Consider the following 24,044-nt stretch of genomic DNA (forward strand, 5'->3'; position numbering starts at 1 on the left):
CCTCTTACAGGATCGGATTGTGAACGGTGACGAGCTTGGAGCCGTCCGGGAAGGTGGCCTCCACCTGAATATCCGGGATCATCTCCGGCACGCCCTCCATCACCTGGCTGCGGGTCAGGACATGGCGGCCCGCTTCCATTAATTCCGCAACCGTCTGCCCGTCCCGCGCCCCTTCCATAATGAAGGCGCTGATCAGGGCCACCGATTCGGGGTAATTGAGCTTCACGCCACGGGCGAGACGACGCTCGGCGACCAGCGCGGCGGTAAACAGCAACAGCTTGTCTTTTTCTCTGGAGGTCAGTTCCATCGTGCTTCTCTCAGGTGTGCCAGATTCGGGGCGAGCAGGGGGCTTTGGCGGTAAGCTGCGGACGCAGGCGCTGCCAGATCTCACGCATCGCCTGCTGGCAAATCAGGTTGTCATGGGCCAGAAAACGGACCGACAGCAGACCGTCGGTGAGGGTCGCGCCAGCGAAATGCTCCAGCGGTGCCAGGGCATCGCGGGCCTCCTCCAGCTGCGTTTCGCTCGCCGGGTAAAACAGCAGGGTACCGATCCACGGATGTTCCGCCACGGGGGTCAGATCGCCGTCGGCCAGGTGCTGGCGCTCGATCAGCAGCGGCTCGCCTTCCAGCCAGACCTCAAGGCGGCTCTCAATACGGCCGTGGCTGAAGGGCTCATTAATCACCGGGCGGCCCAGGCAAAACAGCTCCCAGGCCAGCAGCGTGCTGCTGCGCTGCAGATGGAACACCGAGCGCAGGGCAGCCTGTGCCCCGGGGAAGAAAAGGGTGTCCTGCGGCAGCCACTCCAGGATGGCGTTCTCGTCCAGCGTGAAGTGCTGATCCAGCCGCGCCAGCGCGCCGTTGCTACGATAGAACTTGCTGGCGCCGGGCATGGTGATCAGCGCGTGGCTGTTGGCCGCAAGATGAAGGGTAATCGCCAGCTCATCCCCGCCGACAATCCCGCCAGGGGGATGCAGCAGATAGAGGTGGCAGGTTTCACCTTCGGGATAAAAGGGGCGCTGCACGGTGAGTGGCCCGACGTGGCGGGCAGAGTGGAGGAGGGTTTTTTCAGGCGAGTGGGAAAAGTGCAGGGCAAGGGATGCCTGCCAGCCTTTTACTGTTTTTTCATGCGCCTGAGTTGCTGACATGCTTTATCCATCTGCTCGCCGTCGGGTTTTTTTAGTATGCCCTGGCGGAAATGAAGGCTGTCATATGAGTCGCTTATGGATAGGGGCGGTTGCTAAGCGCCCACTTATTATCTGGAGTGGTGGAATTGTTCCGTTCACTATGACTTCTCTGCGTTATGTACGCCCCGCTGCGGTGAACGTGTTAAGGGGGCTGCCGCCGCCCCCTTAACAATCCCGGCTCCCGGCAAAGAAAATCGCCGCTTCGCGGTCCCTTCGGCTTATTCCCTCCGGCTATCGGGTCGGGCGTGATCCTACATCCATGTAGGTCACGCCCTCTCGGCGCATCCCTGCGCCCTCTCGGCGCATCCCTGCGCCTCGCCCCGGCCTGCGGTCAACGCCTCAGCGATTTTCAGCCGGACTCAAGCTCCCTCAGCCTTCGCTGCGGCCTGCATGAAACAGAACGTCATTTCTCTGCAAATTCTTTTATTGCCGGAATGTGGCACGGGTGTTGAGTCCCCGCTGAAATCGGCGAACCGGAGACCGGATGACAAGGGCTGGACGCCAGGGATGGCGGCCAGAGGCGAATCGAGACAGGATGTCGAGTTGAGCCGACCGCAGGCAGTCGGTCGGGAGGTGAGCGTAGTGCGAAGCACCGATTTCGTTGCGGGGCCGCGGGGATTGATAAGGGGGCCGCGATGGCCCCCTTATCACGTTCACGGGTTCCGGAACGTCATATTCTGTTGGTCGTAAAGTGAACGGAACTATTCCACTAAACTCAATATAAGCTACCGCGTCTCTTTCTTCTTCCGCTTCAACCGCGCCCAGATCTTCGTCTCCTGATGCCGCCACAACCGCTGAATATTGTCATGGTGACGTAACAGGATCAGACAAGAGAGCATCGACACCGGAAAAGTAAACTGCGGCTTAAACCACCAGACATAAAACGGTGCAATCAGCGCGCTCACAATGGCGCCAAGCGAAGAGTACCCGCTCAGCAACACGCTGAGCAGCCAGGTGCCGGCCATCACGCCGGTCAGATCCCAGCCAATGGGGGCAATGGCGCCAAACGCGGTGGCGACGCCTTTTCCGCCTTTAAAACCAAAGAAAACCGGCCAGATGTGGCCCAGACAGGCGGCAATGGCAATCAGCCCCAGCCAGAACGGCGTGACGCCCAGTGCATACGCGCCCCAGACGGGAAGCATTCCTTTCAGAACGTCAAAAATCAGAACCGCTACGGCTGCTCCTTTGCCGCCAATTCGTAGTACATTGGTCGCTCCCGGATTCCCGGAGCCGCTCTCGCGTGGGTCAGGCAACCCGGCGATACGGCAGACCAGAATGGCGCTGGAAATTGAGCCGCAAAGGTAGGCAAGGAGGATCATTCCAGGCGCGATTGCACTCATAACGCTGTTCCGTTTTGAAAATGTCGTTTTGTACTTAGCATCTGTGGATAATACGCATAATTCGCCGGGAGTGGTATCCGGTTTAGCCAAAAACCAGGCAGGTCGTGATGGATATAGTATTTATAGAGCAACTTTCGGTAATCACCACTATCGGGGTGTATGACTGGGAGCAGACCATCGAGCAGAAACTCGTGTTCGATATCGAAATGGGCTGGGATAACCTCGCCGCGGCAAAAAGCGACGATGTGAACGACTGTCTGAGCTATGCCGACGTGAGTGAAGCGGTCATCAGTCACGTGGAAGGCCAGCGTTTTGCGCTGGTGGAGCGCGTGGCGGAAGAGGTGGCGGAGCTGCTGCTCAGCCGCTTCAACTCGCCATGGGTGCGCATCAAAGTCAGCAAGCCGGGAGCGGTTGCGCGGGCAGCCAATGTCGGGGTCATTATCGAACGTAGCCAAAATCTGAAAGGAAACATTTAAAGGTATAATAGTTAAACCAATTCCTGTTAAATCAGTCTTACAGCTGTTCCTTTTACGGTTACCCCCTGGGTAGCCCTTTTTTCTGTCTTTTAGGGGTTAATTGATGAGCGATATGCACTCCCTGCTGGTGGCAGCAATACTGGGTGTGGTCGAAGGATTGACAGAGTTTTTGCCGGTTTCCAGTACAGGCCATATGATCATTGTCGGCCATCTGCTGGGGTTCGAGGGCGAAACGGCGAAAACCTTTGAAGTAGTGATCCAGTTAGGATCCATTCTGGCGGTGGTGGTGATGTTCTGGCGTCGCCTGTTCGGCCTGATTGGCATCCACTTTGGTCATCCGCCGCATGAAGGTGCCGGTAAAGGGCGTTTAACACTGCTGCACATCCTGCTCGGCATGATTCCGGCGGTGGTGCTGGGTCTGGTGCTCCACGACACCATCAAATCGCTGTTTAACCCGATTAACGTGATGTATGCCCTGGTGGTCGGCGGTATCCTGTTAATTGCCGCCGAGCTGCTGAAGCCGAAAGAGCCTCGCGCGCCGGGTCTGGACGACATGACCTACCGTCAGGCGTTTATGATTGGCTGCTTCCAGTGTCTGGCGCTGTGGCCGGGCTTCTCTCGCTCCGGGGCAACGATTTCAGGCGGGATGCTGATGGGCGTGAGCCGCTATGCGGCCTCTGAGTTCTCATTCCTGCTGGCAGTGCCGATGATGATGGGCGCCACGGTGCTCGATCTCTACAAGAGCTATCACTTCCTGACTGTGGGCGACATCCCGATGTTTGCCGTGGGCTTTATCACCGCCTTTATCGTGGCGCTGATTGCCATCAAAACCTTCCTGCAGCTGATCAAGCGCATCTCGTTTATCCCGTTCGCCATCTATCGCTTTATCGTGGCGGCCGCGGTCTACGTGGTCTTCTTCTGATTGCCCGCCCTCAGTCTTTCGGCTGAGGGCAATGCTGTTCCTTCCAGGCTGCGACGGCCCGGATCCGCCGTTTTGTTAACTCTTCCCGGATCTCGGGTCCTTTAAATCCAGCCTCAACCACCGCTTTTGTCGGCACCGCTTTCGCAACGTTCCAGGCTTCACGCAGCAACCGCCCCTGCGGATAATCGTTGGCTTCAAACCCGGCGCGCCCGCGCACGTCGGCTTCGCTGGTTAAGGCGATCTGCTCCACGCGATGCGGCTTGCGCCAGGCATCAATGCTGTCGAACAGCTTCACAATAGTAGCTGGTTTGAGGATCGGGAAGGTGTGGATCAGGTCGTGGAACTCGGCAACCAGCTTCGCCAGATCGCGGATCTCGCTAGGGACCCGCATGCGCTGGCAGACCCGTTCAACCAGCCGCACGCCCGCCGGGCCGTGGCCGTGGTGGCGCGGCCAGAGTTCAGGCGGCGTTAAGCCCTTGCCGAGGTCATGACAGAGCGTGGCAAAGCGGACATCCACCTCCGGGCTCAGCATTGCCGCCATGCTCAGGGTCATCAGGGTATGGATGCCGGTATCGATTTCCGGGTGCCACTTCGCCGGAGCCGGCACGCCAAACAGGGCGTCTACTTCCGGGAACAGCACCTTCAGCGCCCCGCAGTCGCGCAGCACCTGGAAGTAAACCTGTGGATTACGCGTGGTGAGCGCATTCTCGGTCTCTTTCCACACGCGCTCGGGGGTAAGGTGTTCCAGCTCGCCCGCTCTGGTCATGGCGCTCATTAGCGTCATCGTTTCATCGGCGATACGAAAGCTCAGGTGGGCATAGCGGGCAGCAAAACGCGCCACGCGCAGTACGCGGAGCGGATCTTCAGAGAAGGCGGGGGAAACATGGCGCAGGATGCGGTTTTGCAGATCCGACTGGCCGCCATACGCATCAACGATATGGCCATGTTCATCCTGGGCGAGGGCGTTGATGGTCAGATCGCGGCGCTGCAAATCCTCTTCAAGGGTGACGTCCGGTGCGGCATGGCAGGTGAAGCCGGTATAACCGACACCGGATTTGCGCTCGGTACGCGCCAGGGCGTACTCCTGGCGGCTTTGCGGATGCAGAAAGACAGGAAAATCGCGGCCTACCTGCTGGTAGCCCGCATCGAGCATCGCCTGAGGTGTGGCGCCTACCACCACCCAGTCTTTATCTTTGACCGGCAGACCTAACAACGCATCACGAACCGCACCACCGACCAGATAAATCTTCACGCCTCACTCTCCCGTATCAAAAATGGCAATAATACGTAAGTGTGGCAGAGATAGCGATTTAGTTCATCCAACGGTCTTTACGCTTACGGCTCGGCACCAGATGCGGCAGCACCAGACCCAGCAGCAGACCCATACCCAGCACGCCGCCGCCATACATAAACCACTGCATAATGATGGTGCGCTGTTTGTCATCCAGCTGCAGGTTGGCCGCGCTCACCTTTTTCTGGGCGACGATCAGCTCGTTTTTCAGCTTCTGGTTTTCGTCTTTAAGACCGTTGATCACCCCGTCGCTCTGGGCCACTTTCTGCTGCATTTCAGCCGTGCGCTGGTTCCAGGTGGCATCGATATTGGTCAGTTTGTCGGTCAGGGTTTTGACCTGGTTTTCCAGATCCGGCACGCGGGTGCGCAGGCTTGGGCTGGTGCTAAGCTCTTTTAACGGGATCCAGGCGATACGGCCGCTGCTGTCGCGCACCTGGCCATAGCTGGCGTCTGCGTTGCTCTGTAACAGCGCCACTTCCTCGCCGGCATTAATCGTACCCACGAGGCGATAATTGTCACCCGGTCCACTACGTACCCAGGTATTCAGTTCGTCAGAAACGTAGCGTTTCTCTTCAGCGTGAACCGCTGTTGCGGCGCTAAAAGCAAGTAATGTCAGTCCGATTAGGCGTAATTTAAGCATCAGGCAGTCGTTATTTTCATAAAAAGTGGAACGATAGTAGTGGTAACGGCTTCTCCACGCAAAGGATTCGTCAGCATTCGGAATCCTCCGTGTACTGTTTGCCACTTTAACAAACTTTACGCCCGTCAAATTGCTCATTGCGTGGCAATCTGGCGCAAAATACTATCTACTGACAAAAAAGTGGCGAGTAAGTTCGCCTAAATTTACCCCGCAGTGCTGCAATCAAAAGAACAAGGCCATGGCTCAGGAAATCGAATTAAAGTTTATCGTTGAAAATGAGAGCGTCGACGCGCTGAAAAACCATCTGCACCAGCTGACAGCTGAACATCACGAGCCGGTGCAACTGCTCAACATCTATTACGAAACCCGGGACCTGTGGCTGCGTCGCCATGATAGGGGGCTGCGCATTCGCGGCGTCGATGGTCGCTACGAGATGACCATGAAAATTGGTGGCCGCGTGGTGGGCGGTCTGCATCAGCGCCCGGAATACAATATTGAAATTGACCAGCCTGCGCTGGATCTGGCGCGCTTCCCGGCGGAAGTGTGGCCGGAAGGTCAACTGCCCGAGGGCTTGGAAGAGAGCGCCAGCCCGCTGTTCAGCACCGATTTCTGGCGCGAAAAGTGGCTGGTGAATGAAGGTAAAAGCCGCATTGAAATCGCCCTCGACCGGGGTGAGGTAAAAGCGGGCGAGTTCCAGGAGCCGATCTGCGAGTTGGAACTTGAGCTGCTGGAAGGCCACGCCGATGACGTGCTGAAGCTGGCGCGTAAGCTGGTGACCCAGAGCGGTCTGCGTCAGGGGAGCCTGAGCAAGGCGGCCCGCGGCTATCATCTGGCCCAGGGCAATGCGCCACGCACCCTGAAACCGCTGGAGATTATGCGCGTCGCGCCGAAATCCTCCATCGAGCAGGGGTTTGAAGCCTCGCTGGAGCTGGCCCTGAGCCAGTGGCAGTATCACGAGGAGCTGTGGGTCCGCGGCGTGAAAGGGGCGAAAGCCGAGGTACTGGCGGCGATGGCGCTGGTACGTCACAGCCTGACGCTGTTCGGCGGCATTGTGCCACGTAAAGCGAGTGCTCACTTACGTGATCTGCTGACCCAGACCGAAACTCTGATGGCGTCGGATGTCTCTGCCGAGACGGCGGTCTACAGCCCGCAAACTGCCACCGCGAAACTGGCGCTGACCGAGTTTCTGGTGACACGCGGCTGGCGCACCTTCCTCGACGCGAAGGCGCAGAGCAAAATAGCGGATAACTTTAAGCGCTTCGCCGATATTCACCTCTCCCGTCATGCCGCTGAACTGAAAACCACGTTCGCCCATCCGCTGGGGGATCAGTATGGCGATCAGCTGATTCGTCTGGCGCGTAACATCGACAGCATGCTGCTGCTGGCAGGGGCCTATGACGGCCCGGTGGCCCGCGCCTGGCTGGAAAACTGGCAAGGTCTGCTGCATGCCATTAAGACCCGCCAGCACATTGAAATTGAGCATTTCCGCAACGAAGCCATTTCGCAGGAGCCATTCTGGCTGCACAGCGGAAAACGTTAACGCAGGCAAGGAACCCCAATGATGCCGCTTTCTTCACCCTTACAGCAGCAGTGGCAGACGGTATGTGAGCGTCTGCCGGAAGCATTATCCGCCTCGTCATTAAGCGAGCAGGCCCGGCAGGTGCTGGCGTTCAGCGACTTTGTGCAGGAGAGCGTTACGGCACATCCTGACTGGCTGACCGGACTTGAGGCCGCGCCGCCGCAGGCGGATGAGTGGCAGCACTATGCGCAGTGGTTACGCGACGCGCTGGCAGATGTCGGCGATGAAGCCGCGCTGATGCGCGAGCTGCGCCATTTCCGCCGCCGGGTAATGGTGCGCATCGCCTGGGCGCAGGCGCTGATGCTGGTGAGTGAAGAGAGCACGTTGCAGCAGTTGAGTCACCTTGCGGAGACGCTGATCGTCGCCGCCCGCGACTGGCTGTACGACGCCTGCTGTCGTGAATGGGGTACGCCATGCAGTGAGGATGGCACCCCGCAGCCGCTGCTGATTTTAGGGATGGGCAAACTCGGCGGCGGCGAGCTCAACTTTTCCTCGGATATCGATCTGATCTTCGCCTGGCCGGAGAAGGGTGCCACCCGCGGCGGACGCCGTGAGCTGGACAACGCCCAGTTCTTTACCCGCCTGGGGCAGCGGCTGATTAAGGCCCTGGATCAACCCACCCAGGATGGCTTTGTCTACCGCGTGGATATGCGCCTGCGTCCCTTCGGCGACAGCGGCCCGCTGGTGCTGAGCTTTGCCGCGCTGGAAGATTATTATCAGGAGCAAGGACGCGACTGGGAACGCTACGCAATGGTAAAGGCGCGGATCATGGGTGATAACGACGGCGCCTATGCCAGCGAGCTGCGTGCCATGCTGCGCCCGTTCGTCTTCCGTCGCTATATCGATTTCAGCGTCATCCAGTCGCTGCGCAACATGAAAGGGATGATTGCCCGGGAAGTGCGGCGTCGCGGCCTGAAAGACAACATCAAGCTGGGGGCGGGCGGCATCCGCGAGATCGAGTTTATCGTCCAGGTGTTCCAACTGATCCGCGGCGGACGCGAGCCGTCGCTGCAATCCCGCTCCCTGCTGCCAACGCTTGCGGCAATTGCACAGCTGAATCTGCTGCCGGAAGGGGATGCGCAAATCCTGCGTGAGGCCTACCTCTTTTTGCGTCGGCTGGAAAACCTGCTGCAGAGCATTAACGACGAACAAACCCAGACCCTGCCGGGGGATGAGCTTAATCGCGCCCGTCTCGCCTGGGGAATGCGCCTGGACGACTGGCAGGCGCTGACCGAGGCGCTGGATGCGCACATGGCCGCGGTGCGCCGGATTTTTAACGACCTGATTGGCGACGATGAGAGCGAATCACAGGATGATGAGCTGTCAGAGCACTGGCGCGAGCTGTGGCAGGATGCGCTGCAGGAGGACGACACTACCCCGGTGCTGGCCCACCTCAGCAATGATGACCGTCACCGGGTGGTGGCGCTGATTGCCGATTTCCGCCTGGAACTGAACAAGCGCGCCATTGGCCCGCGCGGACGTCAGGTGCTCGATCACCTGATGCCGCACCTGCTGAGCGATGTCTGTTCCCGCGCCGATGCGCCGGTGCCGCTGTCGCGTCTGACACCATTACTCAGCGGGATCATCACCCGCACCACCTATCTGGAGCTGTTAAGCGAGTTCCCGGGCGCGCTCAAGCACCTGATTTCCCTCTGCGCCGCCTCGCCAATGATCGCCAGCAAGCTGGCGCGCTATCCGCTGCTGCTGGATGAGCTGCTCGATCCCAACACCCTTTACCAGCCGACGGCGACCGACGCCTACCGGGACGAGCTGCGCCAGTATCTGCTGCGCGTGCCGGAGGAGGATGAGGAGCAGCAGCTGGAGGCGCTGCGTCAGTTTAAGCAGGCGCAGCTGCTGCGTGTGGCCGCCGCCGACATCGCCGGAACGCTGCCAGTGATGAAAGTGAGCGATCACTTAACCTGGCTGGCGGAGGCGATTATTGATGCCGTTGTCCATCAGGCGTGGGTGCAGATGGTGGCGCGTTACGGCCAGCCGAAGCACCTGGCCGATCGCGAAGGACGCGGCTTTGCGGTGGTGGGTTACGGCAAGCTGGGCGGCTGGGAGCTGGGCTACAGCTCCGATCTGGATCTCATTTTCCTTCACGACTGCCCGGTGGATGTGATGACCGACGGCGAGCGTGAGATCGACGGGCGTCAGTTCTACCTGCGCCTGGCCCAGCGAATCATGCACCTGTTCAGCACCCGCACATCGTCGGGCATTCTGTATGAAGTGGATGCCCGCCTGCGTCCGTCCGGGGCGGCGGGCATGCTGGTCTCTTCCACCGAGTCGTTCGCCGAGTATCAGAAGAACGAAGCCTGGACCTGGGAGCATCAGGCTCTGGTGCGCGCCCGGGTGGTCTATGGCGATCCGCAGCTTAAGGCGCAGTTTGATACCATTCGCCGCGACGTGCTGACCGCCATGCGCGAGGGCCCGACGCTGCAGACCGAGGTGCGCGAGATGCGTGAAAAAATGCGCGCTCACCTGGGGAATAAGCACCGGGATCGCTTTGATATTAAAGCTGACGAGGGCGGTATTACCGATATCGAATTTATCACCCAGTATCTGGTGCTGCGTGACGCCCACGCCAAACCGAAGCTGACCCGCTGGTCAGATAACGTGCGCATTCTGGAGCTGCTGGCGCAGAACGACATTATGGATGAGCAGGAGGCGCTGGCGCTCACCCGCGCTTACACCACGCTGCGCGATGAACTGCACCATCTGGCGTTGCAGGAGCAGCCCGGCCATCTGCCGCTCGACTGCTTTAACACCGAGCGGGAGCTGGTGCGCGCCTGCTGGCAGAAGTGGCTGGTGGAACCGTGCGTAACAAAACAAGTGTGATATTATCGCGCGCAAATTGTGAATCTTTCTGGAGTCAGGAATGAAAGTAACACTGCCAGAGTTTGAACGTGCTGGAGTTATGGTAGTTGGCGATGTGATGCTGGATCGCTACTGGTATGGGCCAACCAGCCGCATTTCCCCGGAAGCCCCGGTCCCGGTGGTGAAGGTGGATACCATTGAAGAGCGTCCTGGCGGCGCAGCAAACGTGGCGATGAACATTGCTTCTCTCGGCGCGCATTCGCGTCTGGTTGGTCTGACCGGCATCGATGATGCGGCGCGGGCGCTGAGCAAGACGCTGGCGGATGTGAACGTTAAATGTGATTTCGTTTCTGTTCCAACGCACCCGACCATTACTAAACTGCGCGTGCTGTCGCGCAACCAGCAGCTGATCCGCCTCGACTTTGAAGAGGGCTTTGAAGGCGTGGATCCGGAGCCGCTGCACGAGCGCATCAACCAGGCGCTGGGCAACATCGGGGCGCTGGTGCTCTCCGACTACGCCAAAGGGGCGCTGGCGAGCGTCCAGCAGATGATTAAGCTGGCGCGCGCTTCCGGTGTGCCGGTGCTGATCGACCCGAAAGGCACCGACTTTGAACGCTATCGCGGTGCGACGCTGCTGACGCCTAACCTCTCCGAATTTGAAGCAGTGGCGGGCAAATGCAAAACCGAAGATGAGATCGTTGAGCGCGGCATGAAGATCATCGCCGACTTCGACCTCTCCGCGCTGCTGGTGACCCGTTCCGAGCAGGGGATGACCCTGCTGCAACCGGGCAAAGCGCCGCTGCATATGCCAACCCAGGCGCAGGAAGTGTATGACGTCACCGGTGCGGGCGATACGGTGATTGGCGTGTTGGCGGCGACGCTGGCTGCCGGGAATACCCTCGAAGAGGCCTGCTACTTTGCCAACGCTGCCGCAGGCGTGGTGGTCGGCAAGCTGGGGACCTCAACCGTCTCTCCCATCGAGCTGGAAAACGCGGTGCGTGGGCGCGCCGAAACCGGTTTTGGCGTGATGAGTGAAGAAGAGCTGAAAGTGGCCGTTGCCGCCGCGCGTAAGCGTGGTGAGAAAGTGGTGATGACCAACGGCGTGTTCGACATTCTGCACGCGGGCCACGTCTCTTATCTTGCCAACGCGCGCAAGCTGGGCGACCGCCTGATTGTGGCGGTGAACAGCGATGCCTCCACTAAACGGCTGAAAGGCGAAACCCGTCCGGTGAACCCGCTTGAGCAGCGCATGATTGTGCTTGGCGCGCTGGAAGCGGTGGACTGGGTGGTCTCCTTCGAAGAGGATACCCCGCAGCGTCTGATTGCCGGGATCCTGCCGGACCTGCTGGTGAAAGGCGGTGACTACAAGCCTGAACAGATCGCAGGTAGCGAAGAGGTGTGGGCCAACGGCGGTGAAGTGATGGTGCTCAATTTTGAGGACGGGTGTTCAACCACCAACATCATTAAAAAGATTCAGAAAGATAGCGAGAAATAAAAAACGGGCCGAAAGGCCCGTTTTTTTGCGGTGAATTATTCCACGTTATCTACCGGTGGGATCGCTGGCGCCGGTTTCACTTCGTCGACAACGTTGCGGTTTTCCAGCTCGGTGAGACGCTGCTCCAGCAGGGCAATCTTCTCACGGGTGCGCAGCAGAACCTGCGTCTGCACGTCAAATTCTTCACGGCTGACCAGATCCAGACGCATCAGCTGCGCCTGCAGCACCTGGCGGATCTTCTTCTCAACATCATCACCAAACTCACGTACGCCTTTTGGCATGGATTCATGGACCTGGCGGGCAAGTTGTTCAATTTTTTTTGGGTCGATCATCATAGTTCCCTTGAAGTAAAGATGTTTAGAATCATTGTAGCGCGTTACGGGGATCCTTAAACCAGAATTGTGTGAAGCTTATGCGTTGCCGAACATAATCATTAGCGTTATAGTTATCCCGCTTATTCTCAGGGCGGGGCGAAATTCCCCACCGGCGGTAAATCAACACCATGTTGAAAGCCCGCGAGCGCTTTGGGTGCACACTCAAAGGTCAGCAGATCCGGTGTAATTCCGGGGCCGACGGTTAAAGTCCGGATGGGAGAGAGTAACGAACCAGTCGGGCGAGGCCCGCTCACGTTATTTTTTTGCCGTACTCCGGCGCTCCTAAGACTGCCCTGATTCTGGTAACCATAATTTTAATGAGGTTTTTTTACCATGAATCAGACGCTCCTTTCCTCTTTCGGTACCTCTACTGACCGTGTTGAGCAGGCGCTTGCTGCGCTTCGCGAAGGCCGCGGCGTGATGGTGCTTGACGATGAAGACCGTGAAAACGAAGGCGATATGATTTTCGCCGCCGAAACCATGACCGTTGAGCAGATGGCGCTGACCATCCGTCACGGCAGCGGTATTGTTTGCCTGTGTATCACCGAAGATCGCCGTAAACAGCTGGAACTGCCTATGATGGTAGAGAACAACACCAGCGCCTTCGGCACCGGTTTTACCGTCACCATCGAAGCCGCCAGCGGCGTGACCACCGGTGTCTCTGCCGCTGACCGCGTCACCACCGTGCGTGCCGCCATTGCCGACGGTGCAAAACCTTCTGACCTGAACCGTCCGGGCCATGTCTTCCCGCTGCGCGCGCAGCCGGGCGGCGTGTTGACTCGCGGCGGCCACACCGAAGCCACTATCGATCTGGTCACGCTGGCCGGTTTCAAACCCGCCGGTGTGCTCTGTGAACTGACCAATGATGATGGCTCTATGGCCCGCGCGCCGGAGTGCATCGACTTCGCGGTGAAACACAACATGGCTGTGGTCACCATTGAAGATCTGGTGGCGTATCGCCAGGCGCAAGAGCGCAAAGCCAGCTGATAACGCAGCATAAAAAACGCCGGGTTAACCCGGCGTTTTTTTTAACCTATTCCTGCCGTCTGGAGCAGCACCAGACTGAGTCCCATCACCGACATCCCGCACAGCACGCCGTAGCTGGGATTGTTATTCGGGTCGATCTCTTTGGCGAGCGGCATCAGCTCGTCCACCGACAGCGCCACCATAATCCCTGCCACCGCCGCCATAATCGCCGCCATCACCACGGGTGAAATCAGGCTGCCGAGGATCAACCACGCCAGCACCCCGCCGAGGATCTCTGCCATGCCGGAAATCCCTGCCCAGAAGACCGCCTTACGCTTAGAACCCGTTGCCGCATAGACCGGGCCTGCGACCGCCAGCCCCTCCGGGATATTGTGCAACGCCACCGCCAGCGCAATACCGAATCCTAACTCCAGGTTGTTACTGGCGGTCACATAGGTCGCAACGCCTTCCGGGAAGTTATGCAGGCTGATGCCCAGGGTCAGCAGCAGCGCGGTACGTCGCAGATTGCGGGGCAGGGGCTGACTCCCTTTCTGCATCAGATCCTGCGGGTGCGCGTGGGGCAGCATTCTGTCCAGTGCAAAGTAGCCCAGCAGGCCAAAGACAAACATCCCGTAGCCGAGCACCGGCGACATCCCTTCCGTGCCGAGTGCCGCGGGCAGCATCTCCATCAGAGAGATGAGCAACATGATCCCGGCGGCAAAGCCGAGCGAAAATGCCAGCACGCGGTTCGAGGGCTTCTGGCCCAGCACGCCGAGCAGGGCGCCGATAAAGGTGGCGGCGCCTGCGAGAATCGTCAGAATCAGAGGAACTGACATTCACCTCTCCTTATGATAATGATTATCATTCATATTAAAGGCTAAACGCGCGTAAAGCGAGCGGGTATAATCGCCTTTACAGATCCCTTACATTCAAATTTCCTGATGATCTTCATCATGGTTATCAGAGTTCATCTTATCCTGTTAACGGGTAAGGTAAAGCTATCAAATCGACAGCTTGTGTAAGGATATCATCATGACATCTTCTCGTATGCCAGCACTGTTTTTGGGCCACGGCAGCCCCATGAACGCGCTGGAGGATAACGTCTATACCCGCGCCTGGCGTCATCTGGGAGAGACGTTGCCGCGTCCGAAAGCGATCGTGGTGATTTCTGCACACTGGTTTACCCGTGGCACCGGCGTTACCGCGATGGAAACGCCGAAAACGATCCATGATTTTGGTGGCTTCCCGCAGGCGCTGTATGACACACACTATCCGGCACCGGGATCACCGGCGCTGGCGCAGCGGCTGGTAGAGCTGCTGGCGCCTCTCCCGGTCACCCTTGATAAAGAGGCGTGGGGCTTTGACCACGGCTCCTGGGGCGTGCTGATCAAGATGTACCCGGATGCCGACATCCCGATGGTGCAGCTGAGTATCGACAGCACCAAACCGGCGGCGTGGCACCTTGAGATGGGCCGTAAGCTCGCCGCGCTCCGTGACGAGGGCATCATGCTGATAGCCAGCGGTAACGTGGTGCACAACCTGCGCACCGCACGCTGGCATGGAGAAAACACGCCCTATCCGTGGGCAACGTCGTTTAACGATTACGTGAAAGCAAACCTGACCTGGCAGGGGCCGGCTGAAGAACATCCGCTGGTGAACTATCTGGCGCACGAAGGCGGCTCGCTCTCGAACCCGACGGCGGAACATTTCCTGCCGCTGCTCTATGTTCTGGGCGCGTGGGATGGTCAGGAGTCCGTTTCCACACCGGTGGATGGCATTGTGATGGGCAGTTTGAGTATGTTGTCAGTGCAGGTGGGGTAAAGTGCCCGGTGGCGCTGCGCTTACCGGGCCTACGGAGTTATGTAGGCCGGGTAAGGCGAAGCCGCCACCCGGCACCACAGGCTACTCCACGAAGATATGCGGATAGAACCGTGACAGATCCTGGGTGATCAACGCCCGATCTTCACGAATACCAATCCCGGCTGGCTGATCGTTGATCAGCCAGCTGCCGATCAGCATGTAGCTGTCGCCATACTTCGGTAACTGGCAGAACTGCTGGACGATCATCCCTTCTTCGCCATACGGACCTTCTACCGCTTCCACGGTGTTACCGTTTTCGATAATCGATACGTTGGCGCCTTCGCGGGAGAAAATCGGCTTTTTGACATACTTATCCATCTGCGGATGGTCATCTTCCGCGAAGTAAGCGGGCAGCAGATTTGGATGGCCCGGGAACATCTCCCACAGCAGCGGCAACAGGGCTTTGTTGGAGATAATGCTCTTCCAGGCCGGCTCCAGCCAGCGCACGCCCGCATCTTCCAGCTTGGTGGAGAAGACTTCGCGCAGCATGTATTCCCACGGATAGAGCTTGAACAGGTTACTGATTACCTGGTCCTGCAGATCGGTGAACTGGCCTTTTTCACCCAGCCCGATATCTTCTATATAGAGGAATTCAGTGGCGACTTCGGCTTCGGCAGCGCAGTCCTGCAGATACTGTACTGTGCCGCGATCTTCGACCGTGTCGCGACAGCAGGCAAAGTGCAGCAGGTTAAAGCCGTGCTGTTCACGCAGCTCAGTGAAACGCGCGATCAGCTTTTCCTGCAGGCTGTTGAACTGGTCACTGCCTTCCGGCAGACGGCCTGCGTTCTGCTGATCTTCCAGCCAGATCCACTGGAAGAAGGCCGCTTCATACAGGGAGGTTGGTGTATCGGCGTTGTTCTCAAGCAGCTTCGGCTCGCCGGTGCCATCCCACGCCAGATCGAGGCGGGAGTAGAGCGACGGCTGATGGGTCTGCCATGACTGACGCACAAAGCCCCAGGTGTGCTTCGGAATGCGGAATTTGGTCAGCAGCTCATCGCTGGCGATCACCTTTTCCACCACCTTCAGGCACATCTGATGCAGCTCCGCCGTCACCTCTTCCAGTTTTTCAACCTGGGCGAGGGTCAGCTTGTAGTAGGCATCTTCACACCAGTACGGCTCGCCGTACATGGTGTGGAAGTTGAAACCATATTCGGTGGCTTTTTCGCGCCAGTCCGGGCGCTCAACAATACTGACTCGTTCCATTATCAGCCGCCCATTGAGCGCGTTGAGGTGCCGGTCGCGCTGCGCTGCATGGTGTTCTGTTTGGCAACAGACTCACCAAAGCCGCCGCGGGTAACGGTGCTGGTGGTCGCCGGTTTTGGCGCCATGGCGGTCTTAGGTACGTTCATGGTGCGGCCAGGCTGTGCGGCACCATAACCTTTGCCGCTGGCATCGGTATACTGACCGTAAGCCGGGCTGGCCGGGTTCTTCGAGCTGAACAGCGGTTGCTGTTGATAGCCCGCGCCGCCGCCCATCAGACGGCCCATCATGTAACCGGCCATGAGCGGCATCCAGAAACTGCCGCTGGATTGCGCCTGTGCCTGGTTTTCTGGCGCTGTGCCCGCCTGGGCAGGAGCAGGAGCCTGCTGGCACTGGCCTTCGCCAAATTCCGCTACGCAGTCTTCACGGCTGGCATATTTCGGCGCGGTACGTTCGGCCTCTTTCAGGGCATTGTTGTAGGCGGTGGTACACTCTGCCTTGTTGCCGGTGGCGGAGGCACAGTCATCGGCATTCTGATAGAGCGAAACCGTTTCGTCGCTTTGCTCACAGCCTGCCAGCATAAACACGGCGCCCAGCGCCAGGGCGACAGGAGTGAGGTGACGCGCGTTCCAGCTTTTGCGGAACGTGGCGTGATTAATGGATTTTGTCCGTTTCATGATCGTCTTCCAGGACCCAGTGGTAAAACACAGAAAATAACGCTCAGAATAGAGGATGAGTGGTGGAAATTGAAGCGATGGGGGCGAAACTGGGGGATCTTTACGTTGGCTTACGTTTTTTTGTCGGACAGCGCGATAATACCCGGCCAGGATAGCCCTGGCCGGGTAACAGCATTAGTTGCTGGTGGTACGCGCAGCGGCGGCGGTTAAGCCATCAGCAGAGGCGGCCTGCTGTGGATTTTCCGGGGCCACAACCTCTGGAGTCGTGGAGATAGGTTTACCCAGGGCGCCGTTCAGCGCCAGCAGATCCTGCTCGTTCAACGTACCCAGCGCTGACTTGATGTTCAGCTGGTTAATCAGGTAGTTGTAACGGGCGTTGGAGAGCTGTTGTTTGGCGTTGTAGAGCGTGGTGGTCGCATCCAGAACGTCAACAATGGTACGGGTACCCACCGAGTAACCGGCTTCCGATGCATCCAAAGAGCTCTGGGCAGAGACAACGGCCTGTTTGTAGGCGTTGATGCTGCTGATAGAGGCGTTCACGTTGTTGAAGGAGGAACGCACGGTCTGAACCACGCTGCGGTGCGCGCTTTCAAGCTGTTCGCTGGCACCGACAAAGTTGTACTGCGCCTGTTTAACCTGCGAATTGACCTGACCACCCTGATAGATCGGCAGGGAGAAGCTCAGACCAATTTTGTTCTGGCCGACATCGCTGTCGCTGTACTGACCACCCTGGGCACCGCTGGTTCTGGAGCCGCTATAGCTGGTATTCGACACGCTGGTAGAGGCGTTCAGGCTCAGGGTTGGCAGGTGGCCATCCTGTGCCTGGCGAATTTGCTCACGCGCCAGATCCTGGTTCAGACGGGCCTGCAGCAGGCTAAGGTTACGGTTTTCAGCTTCTTTCAGCAGGGCATTCACCGCCTGCGGCTTGTCAGTTTTGAAGCGTTCAACGTTCAGGGAAGCCAGTTGCGGGTAGTAGTTACCGGTGACCTGACGCAGCTCTTCAACGGCGTTATCCAGATCGTTACGCGCGGTCACTTCGTTCGCCAGCACGCTGTCGTATTGTGAACGGGCGTTCTGCACGTCGGTGATCGCGACCAGACCCACGTTGAAACGCTGGGTGGTCTGATCGAGCTGACGGTAGATGGCTTGTTTCTGCGCTTCAATATAGGAGAGCGTATCGATGGCGCTCAGCACTCTGAAGTAGGCGGTAGCCGTGTTAAGGATCAGCGTCTGCTGGTCGGTCTGATAGGTGACATCCTGAATACCGGCTGCTTTTTCCTGCAGGCTCAGGGTACGCCATTTAGACATATCAAACAGCGTCTGGGTTAACTGGAGTGAACCGCTGGTCACGTTGGAGTCGATGCCATTCGCATCACGATAGCCGTTGTTATAGGTATAATCAGCACCTAAACCCAGCTGTGGTAATAATGGACTGCGTGCTTCATTAATTTTTTCAAATGCAGCGTCACGATCGGCAGCGGACTTGCGCAGTTCCGGGTTGCTCAGACGTGCCTGCTTATAAACCTGTATCAGGTCTTCTGCCTGACTCAACGCGCTGAAGCCCGTCAGGCTCAGGCCGATGAGGATGGGGAGCAATTTCTTCATTTGCTTTCCTTGTTGTGAAGCTTTGTTAGCGCTGATCTAATTAAAAAAATATCTACCGATTCTAGCAGACTTCGCCACTGCAAAAGGTTGGCGTTCCGTGCCATGCGGCAGTAACTTGCACCAATTTACCATACTGTTGTAGAAACCGCAGTTTAGCAGATTGGAATTTCACCTTAACGCCACCATAAATAACAGGACGCAAACATGGAAAAACCAGAGAAGATGCCAGTGACATTCACAAAAAACGATGTAGAAATTATTGCACGAGAAACGCTCTACAGCGGATTTTTTTCACTGGAATTATACCGTTTTCGCCATCGTCTGTTTAACGGCGAAATTAGTGGCGAAGTGCGGCGCGAAATTTTTGAGCGCGGGCATGCTGCAGTCTTGCTACCCTTTGACCCAGTGCGTGATGAAGTGGTACTGGTAGAGCAGATTCGCATTGCCGCGCTGGATACCAGCGAAAGCCCGTGGCTGCTGGAGATGGTGGCCGGGATGGTTGAATCAGGCGAGACCCCGGATGAGGTCGCCCGTCGCGAGGCGATGGAAGAGGCCGGGCTGATTGTTGGGCGTACAAAACCGATTTCGAATTATCTGGCAAGCCCTGGCGGCACCAGCGAGCGTTTATCGGTTCTGGTAGGCGAAGTGGACGCCACGACCGCGCAAGGGATTCACGGTCTGGTTGATGAAAACGAAGATATTCGTGTTCATGTGGTAAGTCGGGAGCAGGCTTATCAATGGGTAGAAGAGGGGAAAATCGACAACGCGGCTTCTGTCATCGCTTTGCAATGGCTACAGCTGCACTATCAGGAATTAAGAAACGAGTGGAAAAAATGAAGCGTTATACACCTGACTTCCCTGAAATGATGCGCCTGTGCGAAACCAATTTCGCCCAGTTGCGCCGTTTGCTGCCGCGTAATGACGCGCCCGGCGAAACAGTGAGCTATCAGGTGAGCAACGCGCAGTATCGGTTAACGATTACGGAATCAACCCGTTACACTACGCTGGTGGAGATCGAACAAACGGCACCTTCCATCAGCTACTGGAGCCTGCCGTCGATGACGGTGCGGCTGTACCATGACGCGATGGTCGCTGAAGTGTGTTCAAGTCAGCAGATCTTCCGCTTCAAAGCGCGTTATGATTACCCAAATAAAAAGTTGCATCAACGTGACGAAAAGCATCAAATTAATCAGTTTCTGGCTGATTGGCTAAGATACTGTTTAGCACATGGAGCGATGGCGATTCCGGTTTGTTAGCGTCGTGAAACCTACCTAAGGACACCATTTGGAAAGCCTGTTGAACCTGACTGTTGCTGGTGGGGCGCCAGTCAGGGTATTACAAATTACCGATACTCACCTGTTTGCCAATAAGCATGAAACCCTGTTAGGTGTGAATACCTGGGAGAGTTATCAGGCTGTTCTGGAAGCCATTCATGGCCAGAAGCGCGAATGCGATTTGATAGTCGCAACGGGCGATTTGGCGCAGGATCAAACCGCCGCGGCTTATCAGCATTTCGCTGAAGGTACCGCGAGCTTTCACGCGCCCTGCGTCTGGTTACCGGGAAACCACGATTTTCAACCGGCGATGTACAGCGCACTTCAGGATTCAGGCATTTCGCCCGCTAAACGGGTCTACGCTGGCGACCACTGGCAGATTCTGCTGCTCGACAGCCAGGTCTTCGGCGTGCCACACGGTGAGCTGAGCGATTTTCAGCTGGAGTGGCTGGAAGCGAAACTGGCGGCTGAGCCGGAGCGCAACACGCTGCTTTTACTGCATCATCATCCGCTGCCGGCAGGATGTAGCTGGCTCGATCAGCACAGCCTGCGCAACTCCGCCGCCCTGGATCAGGTGCTGGAGAAATTCCCGCGGGTGAAGCACTTGCTCTGCGGACATATCCATCAGGAGCAGGATCTCGACTGGAACGGTCGTCGCCTGCTGGCTACGCCTTCTACCTGCGTGCAGTTCAAACCGCATTGCGCGAACTTCACGTTAGATACCATTGCGCCAGGCTGGCGCTGGCTGGAACTGCATGCCGACGGCTCGTTGACCACCGAAGTCTGCCGTCTGGAAGGCACCCGGTTCCGCCCGGATACCGCGTCAGAAGGCTACTGATGTCTGCGCTCCTTTATCTGCACGGGTTCAACAGCTCCCCGCGCTCGGCAAAAGCGACGCTGTTTCGCCAATGGCTGGAGGTTCATCATCCCGACGTCGAGATGATCGTCCCGCAGCTGCCGCCGTACCCGGCAGACGCCGCCGAAATGCTGGAGACCATCGTCATGGCGCACGGCGGCGAGCCGTTCGGCGTGGTGGGCTCTTCCCTTGGCGGCTACTACGCCACCTGGCTGTCCCAGTGCTTTATGGTACCCGCCGTGGTGGTGAACCCGGCGGTGCGGCCTTTTGAGCTGCTGGTGGGCTATCTTGGGCACAACGAGAACCCCTACACCGGACAGCAATATGTGCTAGAGTCTCGCCATATTTACGACCTCAAAGTGATGCAGATTGATCCGCTGGAAGCGCCAGATCTTATCTGGCTGCTGCAACAGACGGGTGATGAAGTACTGGATTACCGCCAGGCAGTGGCGTATTACGCCTCTTGCCGCCAGACTGTAGAAGAGGGTGGTAACCACGCTTTCACGGGCTTTGAGGATCATTTCACCCAGATTGTCGATTTTCTCGGTCTGCACAGCCTCTGACAATCGCTGCGAATTGCTAGTTTAAATCATGACGCAAACCTATAACGCTGATGCCATTGAGGTACTCACCGGGCTTGAGCCGGTTCGCCGCCGTCCGGGGATGTACACCGATACCACGCGCCCAAACCATCTGGGCCAGGAAGTAATTGATAACAGCGTCGACGAAGCGCTGGCGGGTCATGCCAGACGCGTTGACGTTATTCTGCATGCTGACCAGTCGCTGGAAGTGATCGACGACGGGCGAGGCATGCCTGTCGATATCCACCCGGAAGAGGGTGTGCCGGCGGTTGAGCTGATCCTCTGCCGCCTGCATGCGGGCGGTAAGTTCTCCAATAAAAATTACCAGTTCTCAGGCGGTCTGCACGGGGTAGGTATCTCCGTGGTGAACGCCCTGTCCAAACGCGTGGAAGTGACCGTTAAGCGCGACGGCCAGGTCTACAACATCGCCTTTGAGAACGGCGATAAAGTGCAGGATTTGCAGGTGATCGGTACCTGCGCGAAACGCAATACCGGTACCAGCGTCCACTTCTGGCCGGACGAGAGCTTCTTCGACAGCCCGCGTTTCTCGGTTTCTCGCTTAACGCACATCCTGAAAGCGAAAGCGGTGCTCTGCCCTGGGGTAGAAATTACCTTCAAGGATGAGGTTAACAACAGCGAGCAGCGCTGGTGCTACCAGGATGGTCTGAACGATTACCTGGGCGAAGCGGTTAACGGCCTGCCAACCCTGCCGGAAAAACCGTTTATCGGTAATTTTGCCGGTGATACGGAAGCGGTGGACTGGGCGCTGTTGTGGCTGCCGGAAGGCGGCGAGCTGCTGACCGAAAGCTACGTGAACCTCATCCCGACCATGCAGGGCGGCACGCACGTGAACGGCCTGCGCCAGGGGCTGCTGGACGCGATGCGTGAGTTCTGCGAATACCGCAACATCCTGCCGCGCGGCGTGAAGCTGTCGGCGGAGGATATCTGGGAGCGCTGCGCCTACGTCCTCTCCGTGAAGATGCAGGATCCGCAGTTTGCCGGGCAGACCAAAGAGCGGCTCTCTTCACGCCAGTGCGCGGCGTTTGTCTCCGGCGTGGTGAAAGATGCCTTCAGCCTGTGGCTGAACCAGAACGTACAGGCCGCAGAAATGCTGGCAGAAATGGCGATCTCCAGCGCCCAGCGCCGTCTGCGCGCGGCGAAGAAAGTGGTGCGTAAAAAGCTCACCAGCGGCCCTGCGCTGCCGGGCAAGCTGGCGGACTGTACCGCGCAGGATCTGAACCGCACCGAGCTGTTCCTCGTGGAAGGGGACTCTGCGGGCGGGTCGGCCAAGCAGGCGCGCGACCGTGAATATCAGGCGATCATGCCGCTGAAGGGTAAGATCCTTAATACCTGGGAAGTCTCTTCCGATGAGGTGCTGGCGTCGCAGGAGGTGCATGACATCTCGGTGGCGATCGGTATTGATCCGGACAGCGAAGATCTCAGCCAGCTGCGTTACGGCAAGATCTGTATCCTCGCGGATGCGGACTCCGATGGGCTGCACATCGCCACCCTGCTGTGTGCGCTCTTTGTGAAGCACTTCCGCACGCTGGTGAAAAACGGCCATGTCTATGTGGCGCTGCCGCCGTTGTACCGTATCGATCTCGGTAAAGAGGTCTATTACGCCCTGACGGAAGAAGAGAAAGCGGGCGTGCTGGAACAGCTTAAACGCAAGAAAGGCAAACCTAACGTGCAGCGCTTTAAAGGGCTGGGCGAGATGAACCCTTTACAGCTGCGTGAAACCACGCTCGATCCGAATACCCGCCGTCTGGTACAGCTCACCATCAGCGATGAAGATGAGCAGCAGACCACCGCGGTGATGGATATGCTGCTGGCCAAGAAGCGCTCGGAAGACCGCCGCAACTGGCTGCAGGAGAAGGGCGACCTGGCGGATATCGAGGGTTGATGCCTTGCCGGGCGGCGGCTGCGCCTTGCCCGGCCTACCCGCACCTGTAGGCCCGTGCAAGCGAAGCGCCGCCGGGCATTGCGTCAGGCCGCATGATTCTTCCGGTACTGCAAGGGCGTCTCTCCGATGCCCTTTTTAAATGCGCTGATAAAGTAGGTCACGTCCGAAAACCCCACCCGCGCGGCAATCTCCCGCACGCTCGCCTCCGAATGCAGCAGGCATTCACAGGCTTTGCGTAATCGTAACGTATTCAGGTAATCGTGAATTTTCTCCCCCGTTTCCGCATGGAATTTCCGGGATACGTAGCTGCGGGATTTCCCCAGCTCGTCTGCCAGCGCATCAAGGCTGAACTTATGCTGATAGTGCTCGTCCAGCCAGAACATTACCTGGCTGGCGATACCGTGGCTGTTGCCGGGCTGGCCTTCGTCATCGTGCGGCAGCATGGCGAACAGGCTAATCAGCAGGCTGGCGATGCGCTCGCTGTTCAACGGCGGCGGGTAACAGCTGAAGAGATGATCGAGATGGCTGTGGCAGTGGGCCATATCCGCTACCCAGGCTTCTCCTCCCCGTTGGGACAGCTTCTGGAGTCGTTGTTGGGTCTGCGGGAAGTCGCGCAGGGCTTTCATTACCGCGTGCTGATCGAGATGAATAATGGTCCGGCGGTAGTTCGCTTCGGCCTGGGGATCGACCATCACCTTGTGCAGGGTAAAGGGAGGAAAGAAAAACAGCCTCCCCGGGCGCATGGTGTAGTGACGATTATCGACAATCGCCACGCCAAAGCCCTCTTCGACATAGAGGATCTCCAGGCACTGATGCCAGTGGTGATAGCGCACGGTGTTGGCGAACAGGCGACTGAACGACACGAGGGTATCGTTCAGGGTGATGAGCTCAAGGTGTTCCGCCGTGGGGGTCTCGCGCATAGTGCAATAAAACTCAACTTTTCCCTTTTCTTTCCCCTTTATAAACCACCTTTTTAAATTTCCTCAACTGCGGGTTTATTCATC

23 protein-coding genes and 1 riboswitch are annotated in these 24,044 nt (G+C 57.9%); of the genes, 12 read left to right on the forward strand and 11 right to left on the reverse strand.

The features are described from left to right. Positions 1-4 precede the first annotated feature (4 nt). From DVA43_RS21940 to plsY, 3 genes are all read right to left on the reverse strand, one after another. Positions 5-307 carry an urease subunit gamma gene (locus tag DVA43_RS21940; protein WP_114316761.1) on the reverse strand — a complete coding sequence of 101 codons (303 nt, stop codon included), beginning with the start codon at positions 305-307 and terminating at the stop codon, positions 5-7. Positions 308-317: 10 nt separating this feature from the next. Beyond that, on the reverse strand, positions 318-1,145 hold the full coding sequence (locus tag DVA43_RS21945) for an urease accessory protein UreD (RefSeq protein WP_114316762.1): 828 nt from the start codon (positions 1,143-1,145) through the stop codon (positions 318-320). A 764-nt stretch (positions 1,146-1,909) separates the two neighbouring features. Next, entirely contained in the window at positions 1,910-2,524 is a 615-nt protein-coding gene (plsY, locus tag DVA43_RS21955) for a glycerol-3-phosphate 1-O-acyltransferase PlsY (RefSeq protein WP_114316766.1), read from the reverse strand. Between the two features lie 107 nt (positions 2,525-2,631). Here plsY and folB point away from each other — a divergent pair, with 107 nt between their 5' ends. Further along, positions 2,632-3,000, forward strand: a complete 369-nt coding sequence (gene folB / locus DVA43_RS21960) for a bifunctional dihydroneopterin aldolase/7,8-dihydroneopterin epimerase (RefSeq protein ID WP_114316768.1) — start codon at positions 2,632-2,634, stop codon at positions 2,998-3,000. Between the two features lie 103 nt (positions 3,001-3,103). After that, positions 3,104-3,922 carry an undecaprenyl-diphosphate phosphatase gene (gene bacA, locus DVA43_RS21965; protein ID WP_114316770.1) on the forward strand — a complete coding sequence of 273 codons (819 nt, stop codon included), beginning with the start codon at positions 3,104-3,106 and terminating at the stop codon, positions 3,920-3,922. A gap of 10 nt (positions 3,923-3,932) precedes the next feature. Here bacA and DVA43_RS21970 read toward each other — a convergent pair whose 3' ends face one another. Then, positions 3,933-5,174, reverse strand: a complete 1,242-nt coding sequence (locus tag DVA43_RS21970) for a multifunctional CCA addition/repair protein (RefSeq protein ID WP_114316771.1) — start codon at positions 5,172-5,174, stop codon at positions 3,933-3,935. A 58-nt stretch (positions 5,175-5,232) separates the two neighbouring features. After that, complete coding sequence (locus DVA43_RS21975; RefSeq protein WP_103822885.1) at positions 5,233-5,853, reverse strand: TIGR04211 family SH3 domain-containing protein; 621 nt, start codon at positions 5,851-5,853, stop codon at positions 5,233-5,235. Positions 5,854-6,091: 238 nt separating this feature from the next. Between DVA43_RS21975 and DVA43_RS21980 the strand changes: the two genes are divergently transcribed. The 3 genes from DVA43_RS21980 to hldE are packed head-to-tail and all read left to right on the forward strand — an operon-like array spanning position 6,092 to position 11,744. After that, positions 6,092-7,393 carry an inorganic triphosphatase gene (locus DVA43_RS21980; RefSeq protein WP_114316773.1) on the forward strand — a complete coding sequence of 434 codons (1,302 nt, stop codon included), beginning with the start codon at positions 6,092-6,094 and terminating at the stop codon, positions 7,391-7,393. 18 nt (positions 7,394-7,411) lie between these two features. Continuing rightward, complete coding sequence (gene glnE / locus DVA43_RS21985) at positions 7,412-10,270, forward strand: bifunctional [glutamate--ammonia ligase]-adenylyl-L-tyrosine phosphorylase/[glutamate--ammonia-ligase] adenylyltransferase (RefSeq protein WP_114316774.1); 2,859 nt, start codon at positions 7,412-7,414, stop codon at positions 10,268-10,270. Between the two features lie 40 nt (positions 10,271-10,310). Beyond that, positions 10,311-11,744: a bifunctional D-glycero-beta-D-manno-heptose-7-phosphate kinase/D-glycero-beta-D-manno-heptose 1-phosphate adenylyltransferase HldE gene (hldE, locus tag DVA43_RS21990; RefSeq protein ID WP_103822882.1), complete on the forward strand. Its 1,434-nt coding sequence runs from the start codon at positions 10,311-10,313 to the stop codon at positions 11,742-11,744. A 35-nt stretch (positions 11,745-11,779) separates the two neighbouring features. Here hldE and DVA43_RS21995 read toward each other — a convergent pair whose 3' ends face one another. Beyond that, positions 11,780-12,076 carry an accessory factor UbiK family protein gene (locus DVA43_RS21995; RefSeq protein WP_103822881.1) on the reverse strand — a complete coding sequence of 99 codons (297 nt, stop codon included), beginning with the start codon at positions 12,074-12,076 and terminating at the stop codon, positions 11,780-11,782. 120 nt (positions 12,077-12,196) lie between these two features. Beyond that, a riboswitch (FMN riboswitch) is annotated at positions 12,197-12,347 on the forward strand. A 104-nt stretch (positions 12,348-12,451) separates the two neighbouring features. Between DVA43_RS21995 and ribB the strand changes: the two genes are divergently transcribed. Next, positions 12,452-13,105: a 3,4-dihydroxy-2-butanone-4-phosphate synthase gene (ribB, locus tag DVA43_RS22000; RefSeq protein ID WP_103822880.1), complete on the forward strand. Its 654-nt coding sequence runs from the start codon at positions 12,452-12,454 to the stop codon at positions 13,103-13,105. Positions 13,106-13,146: 41 nt separating this feature from the next. Here the strand turns inward: ribB and zupT are convergent, their stop codons facing one another. After that, on the reverse strand, positions 13,147-13,920 hold the full coding sequence (gene zupT, locus DVA43_RS22005; RefSeq protein WP_114316775.1) for a zinc transporter ZupT: 774 nt from the start codon (positions 13,918-13,920) through the stop codon (positions 13,147-13,149). A 196-nt stretch (positions 13,921-14,116) separates the two neighbouring features. Between zupT and ygiD the strand changes: the two genes are divergently transcribed. Next, a complete protein-coding gene (gene ygiD, locus DVA43_RS22010) occupies positions 14,117-14,905 on the forward strand; it encodes a 4,5-DOPA dioxygenase extradiol (protein WP_114316776.1) in 789 nt (262 codons plus the stop codon). Positions 14,906-14,986: 81 nt separating this feature from the next. On the opposite strand, the gene DVA43_RS22015 is transcribed toward ygiD, so the two are convergent. The 3 genes from DVA43_RS22015 to tolC all read right to left on the reverse strand — a co-directional run bounded on the left by DVA43_RS22015 (position 14,987) and on the right by tolC (position 18,426). Next, entirely contained in the window at positions 14,987-16,147 is a 1,161-nt protein-coding gene (locus tag DVA43_RS22015) for a glutathionylspermidine synthase family protein (protein ID WP_114316777.1), read from the reverse strand. A gap of 2 nt (positions 16,148-16,149) precedes the next feature. Next, positions 16,150-16,821, reverse strand: a complete 672-nt coding sequence (locus DVA43_RS22020) for a DUF1190 family protein (RefSeq protein WP_103822876.1) — start codon at positions 16,819-16,821, stop codon at positions 16,150-16,152. A 174-nt stretch (positions 16,822-16,995) separates the two neighbouring features. Next, positions 16,996-18,426 (reverse strand): outer membrane channel protein TolC, encoded by a 1,431-nt coding sequence (tolC, locus tag DVA43_RS22025; protein WP_103822875.1) that lies wholly within the window; start codon positions 18,424-18,426, stop codon positions 16,996-16,998. Positions 18,427-18,630: 204 nt separating this feature from the next. On the opposite strand from tolC, the gene nudF reads away from it, so the two are divergent. From nudF to parE, 5 genes are read left to right on the forward strand one after another with little or no spacing between them, the layout of a single operon-like run. Next, positions 18,631-19,263 carry an ADP-ribose diphosphatase gene (nudF, locus tag DVA43_RS22030; RefSeq protein ID WP_114316778.1) on the forward strand — a complete coding sequence of 211 codons (633 nt, stop codon included), beginning with the start codon at positions 18,631-18,633 and terminating at the stop codon, positions 19,261-19,263. Beyond that, a complete protein-coding gene (locus tag DVA43_RS22035; RefSeq protein WP_003862516.1) occupies positions 19,260-19,682 on the forward strand; it encodes a DUF1249 family protein in 423 nt (140 codons plus the stop codon). The genes nudF and DVA43_RS22035 overlap by 4 nt, the downstream gene beginning before the upstream one ends. A gap of 28 nt (positions 19,683-19,710) precedes the next feature. Continuing rightward, a complete protein-coding gene (cpdA, locus tag DVA43_RS22040) occupies positions 19,711-20,538 on the forward strand; it encodes a 3',5'-cyclic-AMP phosphodiesterase (protein ID WP_103176987.1) in 828 nt (275 codons plus the stop codon). Then, a complete protein-coding gene (gene yqiA / locus DVA43_RS22045) occupies positions 20,538-21,119 on the forward strand; it encodes an esterase YqiA (RefSeq protein WP_103822872.1) in 582 nt (193 codons plus the stop codon). Before cpdA ends, yqiA begins: the two co-directional genes overlap by 1 nt. Positions 21,120-21,147: 28 nt before the next feature. Next, on the forward strand, positions 21,148-23,040 hold the full coding sequence (parE, locus tag DVA43_RS22050) for a DNA topoisomerase IV subunit B (RefSeq protein ID WP_103176985.1): 1,893 nt from the start codon (positions 21,148-21,150) through the stop codon (positions 23,038-23,040). Between the two features lie 83 nt (positions 23,041-23,123). On the opposite strand, the gene DVA43_RS22055 is transcribed toward parE, so the two are convergent. Beyond that, complete coding sequence (locus DVA43_RS22055) at positions 23,124-23,960, reverse strand: AraC family transcriptional regulator (RefSeq protein WP_103822871.1); 837 nt, start codon at positions 23,958-23,960, stop codon at positions 23,124-23,126. Positions 23,961-24,044 lie beyond the last annotated feature (84 nt).

This window comes from Leclercia sp. W6, assembly GCF_003336345.1.
Lineage (GTDB): Bacteria > Pseudomonadota > Gammaproteobacteria > Enterobacterales > Enterobacteriaceae > Enterobacter.